The organism is Pseudomonas sp. BIGb0176, assembly GCF_024810175.1.
Taxonomy (GTDB): domain Bacteria; phylum Pseudomonadota; class Gammaproteobacteria; order Pseudomonadales; family Pseudomonadaceae; genus Aquipseudomonas; species Aquipseudomonas protegens.
Genome location: NZ_JANUEC010000001.1, coordinates 655072 through 667602, shown reverse-complemented (window position 1 = coordinate 667602; position 12531 = coordinate 655072). Strand labels below are relative to the sequence as shown.

Here is a 12531-nt window from a genome sequence, read left to right as displayed (position 1 = left end):
TTCAGAGGCTGGCATCAACCATGCCGTGACGAACCGCCAATAGCGTCAACTCGACATCGCTGCTGATCGAGAGCTTCTCGAAAATGCGATAGCGGTAGGTATTCACGGTTTTCGGCGACAGGCACAGCTTGTCGGAGATGATCTGCACCTTCTGGCAGCCGACAATCATCAGCGCAATCTGGATCTCCCGTTCCGACAGGGCGTCGAACGGTGAATCACTGGAAGGCTGGAATGACTTGAACACCAATTGCTGAGCGATCTGCGGGCTGATATAGCGCTGGCCGGCAAATACCAGGCGGATGGCCTGGACCATTTCGTTCAGACCGGCGCCCTTGGTCAGATAGCCCGCCGCACCCGCTTGCAGCAAGCGGGTAGGAAAGGGATCTTCCTCGCAGACGGTGACCGCCACGACCTTGATGTCCGGATGACTGCGCAGCAGTTTGCGCGTGGCTTCGAGGCCGCCGATGCCTGGCATCTTGACGTCCATCAGGACCACATCGGGCTTCAGCTCCCGCGCCTTGAGCAGGGATTCTTCCCCTGACTCCGCCTGCCCGACTACTTGCAGGCCATCGATGTCAGCCAACATTCGTGTAATGCCCGTACGAACGAGATCATGGTCATCGACTACTAGCACCCTTATCAAGCAGACACCTCGCGATATGGTCTTTACAGGTTGCCCGACACCTTAGCAAAAAAGCGGCGTACAAACCTAATCACAAGCGCTATATAAAAAACATCCGGGCGCAATAACGGTCCTACCCCCGTGCACATCGAAAGAGGCCAGCGCCCCTCACTCTCGTACCTGGGCCTTGCGCCTCTCGCCCTGGCTTGCCGAAAGCTCGGCCAGGGTACTGGTCAGGCGGCAGATAGCATCCTGATCCTCCTTGAACAGCGCCCGATAGCAATCCAGGACCTTTTCCTCGGTCTGACTCAGCCCGCCGCTCTGGATCGGGATCCGGCTGCCGGTCAGCACATACAGCACATCCACCCCTTTTGCCGCCACCCGGGACAGATAATCCGCCTTGGGTGCACGATCACCACTTTCATATTTACCCTGGGCGTTGGCTTCAACCCCGCCTATTTCACCAAAAACTTTCTGCGACAGTCCCAGGCGTTCTCGCTCCTGCCTCAACCGCGAACCGATTCCACTCATTTGGATGTATGATCCCATCTGATACACCCCAAGGGGGTGTCATACTCTTCAAGCATTGAACAAATTTGAACGGTTTTGAACTATGCCCGGTATCCGCACTGCCGCACAAGCCAAGGCCTGGCTGGAACATCAAGGTAAATCGGTTCAACAATTTGCTCGTGAACACGGGGTTGACCCGGCCACTACCTATCAGGTGCTGGCAGGCCGCAAGAAAGGCAAACGAGGGGAAGCGCACAAGGTCGCGGTGCTACTGGGAATGAAGGACGGCATCATCCTCGAGGATGCGCCCGCGATAGATCCCAACGCACAGTAAAGCCTGCGGAACGGCGTTGCGCTCAGGCGTCGCCAAGCCTTCCGGCAAGCGAATCAGACAAGCGCTCCATGCGCCAGAAGCAATCATCCTCTCCCACCACCCGCAACCCCATCCGCTCATACAGCCGCTGTGCGGGATTGCCCTTGAACACAGTCAGGCGCAACAACCCTCGGCGCTCCTGGCGAGCCAGCTCCAGCACCTGCTCCAGCGTCCAGGCACCGGCGCCCTGCCCCCGGAAAGCCTCCAGCACATGCAATTCGCGGACATACAGCGCCTGCGCATCCCGGCTCAGGCTGACAAACCCCAGCACCCGGGCACCCTGGCAGATCAGCAGGTTCCTGCGGCCGGCCCAGGCCACATCGAAGGCTTCGTCCTGCCACAGCAAGTCGTTGCGAATGTAATAGCCGAGCATGGTGGAACGGGTCAGGTCGCGGGCGAACGCCAGGTCCGAATCAACCGCCGGGCGTAATGAAAAGCCGTCCATCAATGGCTCACCTCCAGCACCTGCGCCTGCCATTGCCCAGTACCACCCCGGACAATCAACAAAGCCTCGCCCACACCCTCGACGGTGCCCAGCAACCGGCCCCGGGCATCCCAGGCCGCGCTGCGTCCGGCGCAGGCCCAACCACCGCTGGGGCCACCGTGGTTGGCCATCAGCACCAGCATCCCGTGTTCCTGGGCGTATCCCTGGAGCTGCGCGCTATCGGCAGCGTAGCCACCTTCGCTGATCAAGACCCCGGCAGCATAGATCCCGGCGCCGGCATCGGCCGCCGCCTGCACATGGCTGGCGTGGCAGAAGTCCGCGCAGACCGCCAAAGCCACGGTTTCGCCACCGATAGGCAAAGGTGCGCCGCCCCGGCCTGCGACAAAAGCGCGCTCTTCTCCTGCATGCAGGTGCTGCTTGGTGTAGACCGCCAGCGAACCGTCGCCGCCCAGCACCAGAGCGCCAATCAGCACCGGCCCGTCAACAGACAGGCGGATCGGCATCCCCACCACCGCCGTCAGTTCCAGCTCCCGGGCCAGATCCCGCAGCGGCCGCAATTGCGGTGCATCCGGCATCAGCGCCAGTTCGGCCGCCAGTTGCGGTTCGTAGCCAGTCAGCGACAGCTCGGGAAACACCAGCAACTGCACGCCCTGCGCCGCTGCCAATTGCATCAACTGCTGATGCCGGGCCAGGTTGGCCGGTAGATCGCCCGCGATGGACGCCGTTTGGGCAGCAGCGAGGGTCAGCACGGACATGAACATTCCTTGGAGGGCGAACAGGCGGGAGCAGCGAGTGTGGCATAAATCCCCTGCAGGCTTAATCCATAGCCGCCGCGTGCTGCGCCGATAGAAATTACTGATTGAATCCCGGCACCAGCCTCTAGTAAGCTCGCCCCCACTTTACGGAGAAACCCATGTTGTCCAAGACCCCTTCCCTGCACCGCCACACTGCCAGCGCACTGCGCTCGGTCGCGGCTGCCTGGGTCAACGGCACTCGGGCTCCGGCCAGCTTTTATTTTGGGTATTGGTTTAGCCACTGGCGCGCCTGATACCCAAGCGGCGCCCACTTCAACGGGTCGCCTACCAGAGAATCTCAACCCCCGGTCGGCCTCCCGACCGGGGGTTTTGTTTTTTCCGGCACTGCATTTTCAACCACGACTTTCAGCGACACACCGAACTTACTGAGGATTGCTCCATGAACTACTCCACCTATTACCGTTACGACATGTTTTGCGCCTGGCGATTTAGCAGCCTCCGCTCGGGACAGCCTGCCGCCTCCGATCGGTCACCTACCGGTGGCAATTGCACACTTATGGCCAGTACGGCCAATTGTCGAACACCCCAGTAGGGCCGCGCGCGGGACATAACCCGCCGCCCGCCCAGGAAGACCGCACATGAACTCGTCCGTATCCGCCCTGCCCCTGTCCGCCCACGTCAGCGCCAATGAAACCCTGACCCAGCGCCTGCCCAGCTCCCTGGAACTCAAGCAGCAACTGCCGCTGTCCCTGGCCTTGAACCAACAAGTCGCCGCTCACCGCCAGGCGGTGCGCGCCATCCTCGAAGGTCGCGACCCACGCCTGCTGGTAGTCGTCGGCCCCTGCTCCATCCACGACCCGCAATCGGCCCTGGAATACGCCGCCAACCTGGCCCGCCTGGCCGATGAAGTGCGCGACCAGATGCTGCTGGTGATGCGCGCCTACGTGGAAAAGCCCCGTACCACCGTCGGCTGGAAAGGCCTGGCCTACGACCCCCGCCTGGATGGCAGCGACGACATGGCCGGCGGCCTGCACCTGTCCCGTGAACTGATGCGCGAGATGCTGCGCCTGGGCCTGCCGATTGCCACCGAACTGTTGCAGCCCATGGCCGCCGGCTACTTCGATGACCTGCTGAGCTGGGTCGCCATTGGTGCGCGCACCACCGAATCGCAGATCCACCGCGAGATGGCCAGCGGCCTGGACATGCCCGTGGGTTTCAAGAACGGCACCGACGGCGGTGTCGCTATCGCCTGTGACGCCATGCGCTCGGCGGCCCACCCGCACCGCCACTTCGGCGTCGACAGCCAGGGCCACCCGGCGGTCATCCAGACCCCAGGCAACCCCGACACCCATCTGGTGCTGCGCGGTGGCCATCGCGGGCCCAACTACGACCGCCAGAGCGTGGCCCAGGTCCAGCAGGACCTGCAGAAGCTGAAGATCCCGGCGCGGATCATGGTCGATTGCAGCCACGCCAACAGCGGCAAGGACCCGCTGCGTCAGCCGGCGGTGTTCAACGAGGTACTGGAGCAGCGCTTGCAGGGCGATACCTCGCTGATGGGGATGATGCTGGAAAGCCACCTGTTCGAAGGCTGCCAGCCCCTGAGCGCGAACCTGCGCTACGGCGTTTCGGTGACCGACGGCTGCCTGGGCTGGGACGCCACCGAACAATTGCTGCGCAATGGCGCGCAACAACTGCGACACGCAGGCAAGGCCGCAGCCGTCCCCGCCTGAGCAGCACCGCCCCCGCAGGAGCTGGCTTGCCAGCGAAGGCGTCCTCAAGAGCAGCGTCTCCTCCAAGGACCTCTTCGCCGGCAAGCCGGCCCCTACAGGACCCTCACCACTCGTCCCCCGCAGGCGCCAGGCGGCAATGCCTTGAAGGAACTTTGAGAAGAAATAGCCACCTGAATCCGGTAGGCTCTCAACTTTCTTGAAAGGAGCAACATCCATGGCCAAAGCCACTGCCCGTCACATCCTGGTTGCCAGCGAAGCCAAGTGCAACGAACTCAAAGCCGAAATCGAAGCCGGCGCCGACTTTGCCGAAGTCGCGAAAAAGAACTCCACCTGCCCTTCCAGCCGTGACGGCGGCAACCTGGGCTCCTTCGGCCCAGGCCAGATGGTCAAGGAATTCGACACCGTGGTGTTCAGCGCTCCGGTAAACGTGGTGCAAGGCCCGGTGAAAACCCAGTTCGGCTACCACCTGCTGGAAGTCACCAGCCGCCAGGACTGATCCCCAAGCGCCTGCGTCTGCTCAACGGCCCGCCTTTTGGTGGGCCGTTGCGCATGGGCGCCAGGCTCTGCCCAAAGCGGATGCGGCTGGCCAGTCACGCGCCGCTAGCGTACAAATCGTGGTCATCGATCACCCGGCTCCTAAGGCTGACAATGCGACTGCTTTCCTCCACCGTGCTTTTCACCGCCCTGCTGTTGGGCGCCGCGGGTGCCCAAGCCGCACCGCAACACGCCATGACCGTCTATGGCGAACCGGCCAAGTACCCCCAGGGTTTCAGCCACTTCGACTACGTCAATCCCCAGGCCCCCAAAGGCGGGACGTTGCGCCGCTCGGCCATCGAAATCGGCCGCTTCGACCACGTACTGCCCTATATCGACAAGGGCATCGGTGTCTCCCAGCTCGACGGCCTGGTCTATTCGCCCCTGGCCCAGCGCTCCCTGGACGAGCCCTACACCGTCTATGGCCTGGTGGCCGAAAAGATGGAGCGTGCCGAAGACGGCCTGTGGCTGCGCTTCTACCTCAACCCCAAGGCGCGCTTTGCCGACAACACGCCGATCACCGCCGAAGACGTGCGCTACAGCTACGACCTGCTGATGACCCAGGGCAGCATGCGCTACCGCACCCAGTTCGACGACGTCAAAGGCGTCACCGTGGAATCACCACGAGTGGTGCGCTTCGACTTCAAAAGCAACGAAAACCGCACCCTGCCCCTGGATATCGCGACCCTGCCGGTGTTCCCCGAACACTGGTGGAAGAGTCGCGACTTCGCCAATGGCGGCGGCTATGAAGCGCCCCTGGGCAGCGGCCCCTACCGCGTGGCCAAGGTCGACTCGGGCAACAGCATCACCTTCGCCCGCAACCCCGACTGGTGGGGCAAGGACCTGCCGGTGAGCCGCGGCCTGTACAACTTCGATCATTTCAGCGTCGAGTATTTCGGCGATATCGACGTCGCCCGCCAGGTGCTGCGCGGCGGCGCCTACGACTACAACCGCGAGTTTTCCGCCACCGGCTATTCCATCGGCTACGACAGCCCGGCGCTGAACGACGGCCGCCTGCAAAAGGCCCACCTGGCGCAATCGGCGCCGCAACCGGCCCAGGGCTATGTGTTCAACCTCGACCGGCCGGTGTTCCAGGACCGCCGGGTGCGCCAGGCCCTGGCCATGCTCTGGGATTTCGAATGGAGCAACCGGCAGATGATGCGCAACCTCTACATCCGCCAGCAGAGTTTCTTCTCCAACACCGCCCTGGCGGCCCGCAGCCTGCCGGATGCCGAGGAACTGAAGATCCTCGAACCGCTGCGCGGGCAGATCCCCGACGAGGTCTTCACCCAGGTTTTCGAGGCGCCGAAAACCGACGGCAGCGGCGTGATCCGCGACAAGCAACTGCAAGCCCTGGCCCTGCTGGAACAGGCCGGCTGGAAGCCCGAGGGCGACAAGCTGGTGAACGCCCAGGGCGAGCCCCTGAGCTTCACTTTCCTGATCACCCAGGGCTCCATCGAACGCCTGCTGCTGCCCTACAAGCGCAACCTGGCGCAGATCGGCATCAGCCTGAACATTCGCCGCATCGACTCCGCCCAGTACGTCAACCGCCTGATGGCCCGGGACTACGACATGATCGTCACCGGCTACCCGGTGACCACCTCGCCGGGCATGGAGCTGTACAACTACTTCGGCTCCGCCGCGGCCAACGACCCCGGTTCCAACAACTACATGGTGCTCAAGAACCCGGCCGTGGACAGCCTGGTCAATGGCCTGGTGAAGGCCACCAGCCAGCCGGAGATGCTGCGCTACGCCCATGCCCTGGACCGGGTGCTGCAGTGGAACTACTACTGGATTGCGAACTACTACCCGCCCGGCACCTCCACGGTGTGGTGGAACCGCTTCGGCATCCCCAAGGTGCCGGCGAGCAACGATGAAGCCATCGAAAGCTGGTGGGAAGTCAGCAGCAGCGCACTGACCGACGAACAAATGGCCGCCGAGCTGATCCGCCGTGGCAAACCCGGAGGGCGCCACTGATGCTGGCCTACATTCTGCGGCGCCTGCTGCTGATCATCCCGACCCTATTGATCATCCTCCTGGTGAACTTCGTCATCGTCCAGGCCGCCCCCGGCGGCCCGGTGGAACAGGCCATCGCCCGCCTGCAGGGCATCGGTGGCGGCGCCGCTGTCGGCGGCTCCGCCGATGCCATGAGCAGCAGCGGCTCCCGGGCCAGCCGCGGCCTGGACCCCAAGCTGATCCAGGACATCGAGAAACAGTACGGCTTCGACAAGCCGGCCCATGAACGCCTGTGGCTGATGCTCAAGAACTACGCCCAGCTGGACTTCGGCAAGAGCTTCTTTCGCGGCGCCACGGTCACCGACCTGATCCTGGAAAAGATGCCGGTGACCATTTCCCTGGGGCTCTGGGCGACCCTGATCACCTACCTGGTGTCGATCCCCCTGGGGATCCGCAAGGCGGTGCACCACGGCAGCCATTTCGACATCTGGAGCAGCACCGCGATCATCATCGGCTACGCCATGCCGGCCTTCCTGTTCGCCATGTTCCTGATCGTGCTGTTCGCCGGCGGCACCTCGCTGAACTGGTTCCCGGTGCGCGGCCTGGTCTCGGACAACTTCGAGCAGTTGAGCACCCTGGGCAAGGTCGCCGACTACTTCTGGCACCTGGTACTGCCGGTCAGCTCCCTGGTGATCGGCGGCTTCGCCACCCTGACCATCCTCACCAAGAACTCCTTCCTCAACGAGATCACCCGCCAGTACGTGGTCACCGCCCGGGCCAAGGGCCTGAGCGAGCGCCGGGTGCTGTATGGGCATGTGTTCCGCAACGCCATGCTGCTGGTGGTCTCGGGCATTCCCCAGGCCTTTATCAGCGTGTTCTTCGCCGGCTCCCTGCTGATCGAGGTGATCTTCTCCCTCGACGGCCTGGGGCGCATGAGCTATGAGGCCGCGGTGTCCAGGGACTACCCGGTGGTGTTCGGCTCGCTGTTCATCTTCACCCTGTTCGGCCTCTTGATAAAACTCATCGGCGACCTGTGCTACACCCTGGTCGACCCGCGCATCGACTTCGCCGCGAGGAACGCCTGATGCTCACGCTTTCTCCTCTGGCGCGCCGGCGCTTCGACCGTTTCAAGAAAAACCGCCGCGGCTGGTGGTCGCTGTGGCTGTTCATCGGCCTGTTCATCCTGACCCTGGGCGGCGAGCTGATCGCCAACGACAAGCCGCTGGTGGTCAGCTACCAGGGCTCGCTGTATTTCCCGGTGCTCAAGCGCTACACCGAACAGGAATTCGGCGGCCAGTTGCCGTTCCAGGCCGACTACCGCAGCGACTACGTGCAGCAACTGATCCGCAAGGACGGTGGCTGGCTGCTTTTCCCGCCGGTGCCCTTCAGCGAAGACACCCCCAACTACGACCTGACCCAGCCGGCCCCCAGCCCGCCGAGCAAGGTCAACTGGCTGGGTACTGACGACCAGGCCCGGGATGTGCTGGCACGGGTGATCTACGGCGCCCGGGTGTCAATCCTGTTCGCCCTGGCCCTGACCGCCATCAGCGCCCTGATCGGCATCGCCGCCGGCGCCCTGCAGGGCTACTACGGCGGCTGGGTCGACCTCCTGGGCCAGCGCTTGCTGGAGGTCTGGTCCGGGTTGCCGGTGCTCTACCTGCTGATCATCCTCTCGGGCTTCGTCGAGCCGAACTTCTGGTGGCTGCTGGGAATCATGGCGCTGTTTTCCTGGCTGGCCCTGGTGGACGTGGTGCGCGCCGAGTTCCTTCGCGGGCGCAACCTGGAATACGTCAAGGCCGCCCGGGCCCTGGGCCTGACCGACCGCAAGGTGATCCTGCGGCACATCCTGCCCAATGCGATGAACGCCACCCTGAGCTACCTGCCATTCATCCTCACCGGTGCCATCTCGACCCTCACTGCCCTGGACTTCCTCGGCTTCGGCATGCCCGCCGGCAGCGCCTCTCTCGGCGAACTGATCGGCCAGGGCAAGCAGAACCTGCAGGCACCGTGGCTGGGGCTGACGGCGTTTTTCACCCTGGCATTGATCCTCTCGCTGCTGGTGTTTATCGGCGAGGCGTTGCGCGATGCCTTTGATCCTCGATCTTGAAGCGGACTGTAGAAATGACTGAGAACCTGATCGAAATCCGCCAGCTCAACGTCGCCTTCGGCGAGCAGACCGTGGTTCGCGACCTGAGCCTGGACATCCGCCCCGGCGAATGCCTGGCCTTGGTGGGCGAGTCCGGCTCGGGCAAGTCGGTGACCGCCCACTCGATCCTGCAACTGCTGCCGCAGACCGGCTGCAGCAGCTCCGGCAGCGTGCGCTACCGCGGCCAGGAGCTGATCGGCGCCACGGCTGCGACCTTGCAAAAACTGCGGGGCAACCGCATCGCCATGATCTTCCAGGAGCCCATGACCTCCCTCAACCCGCTGCACAGCATCGAGAAGCAGATCGGCGAAACCCTGCTGCTGCATCGTGGCCTGGGGGGCAAGGAGGCTCAGGCGCGGATTCTCGAACTGCTGGAACTGGTGGGCATCCAGAAACCCAAGGAGCGACTCAAGGCCTACCCGCACCAGCTCTCCGGCGGCCAGCGCCAGCGGGTGATGATCGCCATGGCCCTGGCCTGCGAACCGGAACTGCTGATTGCCGACGAACCCACCACCGCCCTGGACGTGACCGTGCAGCGCAAGATCCTGCTGCTGCTCAAATCCCTGCAACAGCGCCTGGGCATGTCCCTGCTGCTGATCAGCCACGACCTCAACCTGGTGCGGCGCATCGCCCAGCGGGTGTGCGTGATGAAAGCCGGGGAAATCGTCGAGCAGGCCGACTGCGACACCCTGTTCAACGCCCCGCAACATCCATACAGCTGTGAACTGCTGCATGCCGAGCCCGAGGGCGAACCGCTGTGTCGCGACACCCGGGAAACCGTGTTGGAAGTGGACAATCTCAGCGTCGAATTCCAGATCGGCGGCGGCCTGTTCCGGCGCAAGGAGTACCTGCGGGCAGTGGACGGCATCAGCCTCAGCGTGCAGCAAGGCAAGACCCTGGGGATCGTCGGCGAGTCCGGTTCGGGCAAGTCCACCCTGGGCCAGGCGATCCTGCGGCTGCTGGATTCCGAAGGTGGCATCCGCTTCCAGGGCCAGGCCCTGGACGGCCTCAACCAGAAGCAACTGCGCCCCTGGCGCAAGCAGATGCAGGTGGTATTCCAGGACCCCTTCGGCAGCCTCAGCCCACGCATGTCGGTGGCGCAGATCATCAGCGAAGGCCTGGAAGTGCACAGCCAGTACGATGCCCGCCAGTGCGACGAACAGGTCATCCGCGCCCTGGAGGAGGTCGGCCTCGACCCCGACAGCCGCCACCGCTACCCCCACGAGTTCTCCGGCGGCCAGCGCCAGCGCATCGCCATCGCCCGGGCCCTGGTGCTGAAGCCGGCGCTGATTTTGCTGGACGAACCCACCTCGGCCCTGGACCGCACCGTGCAGAAGCAAGTGGTGGCCCTGCTGCGTCAGCTGCAGGAAAAGTACGGCCTGACCTACCTGTTCATCAGCCATGACCTGGCGGTGGTGCGAGCCCTGGCCCACGACATGATCGTGATCAAGGACGGCCAGGTCGTGGAGCGCGGCGCCAGCCACGAGGTGTTCGAAAACCCCCAGCACCCCTACACCCGGGAACTGCTGGCCGCCGCCCACCCCGGCTGACCTGCCGTCGATGCCCCTTTCTCGCAGCCTCGCAAGGCTCGACAGCAGCCAGCTTCGCGACCTGGTGTAGCCGCTGCCGCAGGCTGCGAACGGCTCCGCAGGAGACGCCGCCCTTGAGACCGCCGAAGGTCCTGCGGCCCTTTGCGCAGCCTCGCTGGCGCTCGGCAGCGGCTACAGCGCAACAACCGGGGCAGACTGCGGCATAATCGCTGCGCCCATTTCCAGGATGCCGCCATGAACGACAGCGAAAGCCTCAAGGACTACCAGCGCGTGCGCCAACTGGCGATCCGCTCGCTGTTCGAGATCATCGAGCAATCCAGCGAAGGCACGGTGATCGTCGACCGCGACGCCAATATCGTCTGGATGAACGAGCGTTATGCCCGGCGCTTCGGCCTGGAATCGGCGGCCTTCGCCATCGGCAAGCCCTGTGAAAGCGTGATCCCCGGCAGCCTGCTGCGGGAGGTGGTGCGCACCGGCCGCCCCATCCTGCTGGACATGCAGGACACCCCCAAGGAACCCCTGGTGGTGATGCGCCTGCCGATCCACGACGACGCCGGCACGGTGATCGGCGCCATCGGTTTTGCCCTGTTCGACGAACTGCGCAGCCTGTCGCCGATGCTCAAGCGCTACCTGAGCATGCAGGAAGAACTGGCCTCTACCCGCTCCCTGCTGCGGGCCCGGCAGACCAAATACAACTTCGCTCACTTCATCGGCACCAGTGCCGCCAGCCTGGAGGTCAAGCGCCGCGCCCGACGCGGGGCCAGCGCCGAGTCGCCGATCCTGCTGCAAGGCGAAACCGGCACCGGCAAGGAACTGCTGGCCCAGGCCATCCACGCCGCCTCGCCACGGGCGCACAAGCCCTTTGTCAGCATCAACAGCGCGGCGATTCCCGAGGCCCTGCTGGAGGCGGAATTCTTTGGCACCGCCCCCGGAGCCTTTACCGGCGCCGACCGCAAGGGCCGCCCGGGCAAGTTGCAGATCGCCCAGGGCGGCAGCCTGTTCCTCGATGAAATCGGCGACATGCCGCTGCCCCTGCAAAGCAAGCTGCTGCGGGTGCTGCAGGAAAAAGAGTTCGAGCCGGTGGGCTCCAACGAGGTGATCCACAGCGATGTGCGGATCATCGCCGCCACCTCCACGGACCTTGAAGCGGCGATCAAGCGCGGCGAGTTTCGCGCCGACCTGTACTACCGGTTGAATGTGCTGCCAATCCAGGTGCCAGCCTTGCGCGAACGCCTGGACGACCTGCCAGCCCTGAGCGAAGGGATTCTCGAAGAACTGCGCAGCCAGCATGAACTGGACCGCGATGCCCTGGCCCTGCTGGCGCAACATGCCTGGCCGGGGAACATCCGCGAGTTGCGCAACGTCCTGGAACGAGCGGCGCTGCTCAGCGACGACCTGATACTCAACGCCTCGGATATTCGCGCGGCGATTGGCAGCTTCAGCCCGGTGCAGCGTAACGAAGCCCTGGTGCCAGGCGATTCGCCAAACCAGGAAACCTTCGCCGCGGCCCGAGAGCGTTTCGACCGGCAACTGATCGGCGCCACCCTGGCCCAATGTGCCGGCAAGGTGGACGAAGCGGCCCGGCGCCTGGGGCTGGGGCGCTCCACGCTGTACAAGAAGATGGCGGCCCTGGGGATTGTCGAGTCTCCATAACGAGACATCAATCTCCGTTTTGAGAATTTACCGGCGCGCTGCGCGCTTTTCGCTGGCAAGCCAGCTCCTACGGCAGGCTGAACGATCTCTGTAGGAGCTGGCTTGCCAGCGAAGAGGCCGGTAAACCCAAAAAATTCTCCAAACAGAGACAATCAACGTCAATTCGCCCCCAGAAAAATAAAAATATCTATATATTTCAATAGCTTAATTAGATGGCACAGTTCTCGCTATAACGCTCTCCACACGCAACACCCGAC

12 protein-coding genes are annotated in these 12531 nt (G+C 63.8%); 8 read left to right on the top strand and 4 right to left on the bottom strand.

The genetic code is table 11. From position 1 onward, the window contains the following. Nucleotide 1: 1 nt before the first annotated feature. On the bottom strand, nt 2-643 hold the full coding sequence (uvrY, locus tag M2395_RS02770; RefSeq protein WP_011061841.1) for a UvrY/SirA/GacA family response regulator transcription factor: 642 nt from the start codon (nt 641-643) through the stop codon (nt 2-4). A 147-nt stretch (nt 644-790) separates the two neighbouring features. Continuing rightward, nucleotides 791-1153: a helix-turn-helix domain-containing protein gene (locus M2395_RS02765; protein WP_011061842.1), complete on the bottom strand. Its 363-nt coding sequence runs from the start codon at nt 1151-1153 to the stop codon at nt 791-793. 82 nt (nt 1154-1235) lie between these two features. On the opposite strand from M2395_RS02765, the gene M2395_RS02760 reads away from it, so the two are divergent. Continuing rightward, nucleotides 1236-1466, top strand: a complete 231-nt coding sequence (locus tag M2395_RS02760; RefSeq protein ID WP_011061843.1) for a DNA-binding protein — start codon at nt 1236-1238, stop codon at nt 1464-1466. A gap of 22 nt (nt 1467-1488) precedes the next feature. Here M2395_RS02760 and M2395_RS02755 read toward each other — a convergent pair whose 3' ends face one another. Both M2395_RS02755 and M2395_RS02750 read right to left on the bottom strand, forming a co-directional pair. Then, nucleotides 1489-1950, bottom strand: a complete 462-nt coding sequence (locus tag M2395_RS02755) for an N-acetyltransferase (RefSeq protein WP_011061844.1) — start codon at nt 1948-1950, stop codon at nt 1489-1491. Continuing rightward, nucleotides 1950-2705, bottom strand: coding sequence for a carbon-nitrogen hydrolase family protein (locus M2395_RS02750; protein WP_123430570.1), 756 nt, complete (start codon nt 2703-2705; stop codon nt 1950-1952). Before M2395_RS02750 ends, M2395_RS02755 begins: the two co-directional genes overlap by 1 nt. 638 nt (nt 2706-3343) lie before the next feature. Between M2395_RS02750 and M2395_RS02745 the strand changes: the two genes are divergently transcribed. The 7 genes from M2395_RS02745 to M2395_RS02715 all read left to right on the top strand — a co-directional run bounded on the left by M2395_RS02745 (nt 3344) and on the right by M2395_RS02715 (nt 12274). After that, complete coding sequence (locus M2395_RS02745) at nt 3344-4435, top strand: 3-deoxy-7-phosphoheptulonate synthase (protein ID WP_015636012.1); 1092 nt, start codon at nt 3344-3346, stop codon at nt 4433-4435. Between the two features lie 214 nt (nt 4436-4649). After that, nucleotides 4650-4931, top strand: coding sequence for a peptidylprolyl isomerase (locus M2395_RS02740; RefSeq protein WP_007924449.1), 282 nt, complete (start codon nt 4650-4652; stop codon nt 4929-4931). Nucleotides 4932-5083: 152 nt separating this feature from the next. Continuing rightward, a complete protein-coding gene (locus tag M2395_RS02735; RefSeq protein ID WP_053152398.1) occupies nt 5084-6946 on the top strand; it encodes an extracellular solute-binding protein in 1863 nt (620 codons plus the stop codon). Further along, nucleotides 6946-8010 (top strand): microcin C ABC transporter permease YejB, encoded by a 1065-nt coding sequence (locus M2395_RS02730; RefSeq protein WP_011061848.1) that lies wholly within the window; start codon nt 6946-6948, stop codon nt 8008-8010. The genes M2395_RS02735 and M2395_RS02730 overlap by 1 nt, the downstream gene beginning before the upstream one ends. After that, complete coding sequence (locus M2395_RS02725) at nt 8010-9032, top strand: ABC transporter permease (protein ID WP_015636015.1); 1023 nt, start codon at nt 8010-8012, stop codon at nt 9030-9032. The genes M2395_RS02730 and M2395_RS02725 overlap by 1 nt, the downstream gene beginning before the upstream one ends. Nucleotides 9033-9046: 14 nt before the next feature. Further along, a complete protein-coding gene (locus tag M2395_RS02720) occupies nt 9047-10621 on the top strand; it encodes an ABC transporter ATP-binding protein (RefSeq protein ID WP_123430569.1) in 1575 nt (524 codons plus the stop codon). A gap of 234 nt (nt 10622-10855) precedes the next feature. Then, a complete protein-coding gene (locus M2395_RS02715; RefSeq protein WP_077934394.1) occupies nt 10856-12274 on the top strand; it encodes a sigma-54-dependent Fis family transcriptional regulator in 1419 nt (472 codons plus the stop codon). The last annotated feature ends 257 nt before the right edge of the window (nt 12275-12531 follow it).